Genomic DNA, 3,075 nt, shown 5'->3' on the forward strand with positions numbered 1-3,075 from the left:
CCGCCACTCCGTACTGGGAGATGCAGTCGCGCCTTGTATCATTCAGCCAGCGCCCCACGGGGTCCCGGGAGGCCACATAGTTTCGGGTGGTGTTGCTGCCACGAATCGATTAAGACGGTGTTGACAGGGAGCGACGGATCAACAGCGTCCTGTCCGGTTCTGCCAGGGATGGGTCACTCCACGACCGGCGGCCTGGGTTGCCACATCGCGCGCGGCGTGGCCGGGCCGAATCTTCGCCGAATGGGCGGTCGACGTCGGGTCGGGCACCTTCCCGGGGCAGGCCCTGCTCGTGGCCGGACGGCGCGGGCCATGCACAAGCACGAGCGGCCGGGGCTCCTCGCCGCGTTACTCGGTGATTGGCCTAACCGGGCTCGCCCGGACGAAAAGTGACCACCTTCGCCCAAAGGCCAGGGCAAACGCTGCGGCGGGAGCGATGTACGACGCCGTCACCAACCGCCGCGCGTCGGCGTATGTCCCTGTCGGGCATCGTCGGGCAGTGCCATTTCTGCCCGCACGCCCAGGAGCCGGATCGGACGGCCCGCTTCGATTCCGGCTGCGAGGTCCAAGGCCTGCGCGAGGATTTCATTCTGGTCAAATGTCGCGGGAATCTTCCTCGCGTGGGTCTTGGTGACGAACGGCGCGTACCGAACCTTGAGGGTCAGCCCAACCACGGGCCGTCCTTCGGCCACAACATCCTCAAGGACACGCGCTGTCAGCTCCCGCACGGCGTCGTCCACCTGGGCGGGCCCGGTCAGGTCCCGCTGGAAGGTGGTCTCCCGGCTATGACCGCGGGCAACCCACGGGGTGTCGTCCACAACGCTGGCGCCGTCCCCGCGACCGAGCTCCGCGTACCACGGACCCATCTTGGGTCCGAACTCCGGGACGAGGTCTTGGGGGTCGGACGCGGCGAGCTCGGCGACTGTGTTAATGCCGAGTTTTGCCAGCCGGCCCGACACTTTGGTTCCGACGCCCCACAGGTCCCTGGTGGGCCGGCTGCCCATGACGTCGAGCCAGTTCCCGGCAGTGAGACGGAAGACGCCCGCCGGCTTGCCGAAACCGGTGGCGACCTTGGCCCGGACCAGGGTGTCGCCGATGCCCACGCTGCAATGCAGCAGCGTTCGCTCCAGGACAGCGGCCTGCACCTGCCGGGCGTAGGACTCCGGGTTCTCTGTCTCAACGCCAACAAAGGCTTCATCCCAACCCAGCACCTGCACGGTGGCGCCGGGCTGCTCGCGCAAGGTAGCGATGACCGTGTCAGACGCCGCGAGGTAAGCCTCCTGATCGACGGGCAGGATCACAGCGTCGGGCACTTTCCGGGCCGCAATGCGTAGGGGCATTCCGGAACCCACACCGAACGCCCTGGCTTCGTAGGACGCGGTCGACACCACAGCTCGCTCCGTGGGGTCGCCCCGGCCGCCGACAATGATCGGCCTGCCTGCAAGCTCCGGCCGCCGGAGCACTTCGACGGCCGCGATGAACTGGTCGAGATCGACGTGCAGCACCCACCGGATTCCGTTCACGCCACCAGTCTGCCCTAAACATCCCTGCCAAGCATCGGCTCTCCACCGGGCCCCGGTGGAATCCCAGCAGAAGGTGACAGCATGGGGACATGACTCCTGCTCAAGGTTTTACCGGCTCCTTCCGGCGTCCCCAGCCCATTAAACCCAAAGCCGGTCAAGAATCGGTGTGGGACTACCCGCGGCCGCCACGGGTCGAACCGCGATCCGAACGGGTTGTCGTGCGGCTTGGCGGGCAGGTCATTGCCGACACCACCGATGCAGTGCGCGTCCTGGAGACGAGTCATCCGCCTGTTTACTACTTGCCATCGGACTCATTCACTGCCGGCGTCCTTGTCCCGGCCGAGGGCACCAGCTTCTGCGAGTTCAAGGGAGAAGCGCACTACTTCGACCTCGTTGCCGGCGGAGTCGTCGTGCCCCGTGCCGGGTGGACCTACCCGGAACCCACCCGGGGTTTCGAGGCGCTCAGTACCCGGGTGGCCCTCTACCCGGGTCACATGGACTCCTGCGAGGTCAACGGCGAGCAGGTGACCTTCCAGGAAGGTGACTTCTACGGCGGTTGGATCACCGCGCAGATCGTTGGCCCGTTCAAGGGTGGCCCGGGTACGGCCGGGTGGTGAGCACATCGCCCCTGCACCGGCGAGACTTGCCCCTGACTTTGCGTCTGGTAGCTCCGTAGACGGTGCGAAGGACGGGCCAGTTTCAGTGCGCTGCCGGCGTCAGTGCTCGGTGCCTGCCGCAGCAGCCTTCCTGGCGTTTTTCTCGGCGTCCTTCTCGGCGCGCAGAGCCTCCGTCTCGTGCTGTTCCTCGGCTTTTTCCTGGTGGATGACCTCTGCGAAGAGCTTCTCCATCTCCTTGGCCACGCCGGCGGCTGAGGCCGGGTTCTGGCCGGTCACCAGCCGGTCGTCAACCACGACCTTCTCCTCAAAGACATCGGCGGAGACGTGGGTGGCGCCCTGTTCCTCGAGCCGGTCTGCCAAAAAGAACGGGATGACCTTGTCCTTCCCTGCGGCAACCTCCTCGTCGTTGGTGAAGGCGGCCACCTTCCGACCCTCGACGAGGCGAAGCCCGTTCTTTAATTCCACGTTCAGCAGGCCGGCCGGTCCGTGGCAGACCGCGCCCACCAAGCCGCCGGCGTTGTAGACGCTGGCCACCAGATTCTGCAAGCCTTCGCTGTCCGGGAAGTCCCACATGGTGCCGTGGCCGCCCACGAGGAAGACGGCGTCGTACTGGTCGGGATCAACGACGTCGACGCGGGCAGTGTTGTAGAGACCGGCGCGGGTGGTCTCGTCCTCCGTGAAGGCCACCTGGATGGGATCTGCTGAGTCCACCTCATCGCGCGGGGGCTGGCCGCCCTGGATGGACGCGAAGTCGACGAAATGCCCGGAATCCTTAAAGACCTTCCAGGGATGTGCAGCTTCGGCCACGTTGTAGCCGGTCTTCTCTCCGGTATCGCCGATCTCGGAAACGCTGGTCAGTACCATGAGGATTTTCTTCATGAAGTGCTCCTATCGTCTAACTTCCACCCTACGCCCAGCCCAATTCAGGTCCTCCCGCC

The 3,075-nt window shown here is 65.8% G+C and carries 3 protein-coding genes; 1 reads left to right on the plus strand and 2 read right to left on the minus strand.

The annotated features are described in order from the left end of the window. Window positions 1-446: 446 nt before the first annotated feature. On the minus strand, window positions 447-1,502 hold the full coding sequence (locus K789_RS0105785) for a DNA polymerase IV (protein WP_024365934.1): 1,056 nt from the start codon (window positions 1,500-1,502) through the stop codon (window positions 447-449). 107 nt (window positions 1,503-1,609) lie between these two features. On the opposite strand from K789_RS0105785, the gene K789_RS0105790 reads away from it, so the two are divergent. Continuing rightward, window positions 1,610-2,137: a DUF427 domain-containing protein gene (locus tag K789_RS0105790; protein ID WP_024365935.1), complete on the plus strand. Its 528-nt coding sequence runs from the start codon at window positions 1,610-1,612 to the stop codon at window positions 2,135-2,137. Between the two features lie 99 nt (window positions 2,138-2,236). Here the strand turns inward: K789_RS0105790 and K789_RS0105795 are convergent, their stop codons facing one another. Continuing rightward, entirely contained in the window at window positions 2,237-3,016 is a 780-nt protein-coding gene (locus K789_RS0105795; RefSeq protein ID WP_024365936.1) for a type 1 glutamine amidotransferase domain-containing protein, read from the minus strand. Between the last annotated feature and the right edge of the window lie 59 nt (window positions 3,017-3,075).

It is taken from the genome of Arthrobacter sp. TB 26, assembly GCF_000427315.1.
GTDB lineage: Bacteria > Actinomycetota > Actinomycetes > Actinomycetales > Micrococcaceae > Arthrobacter.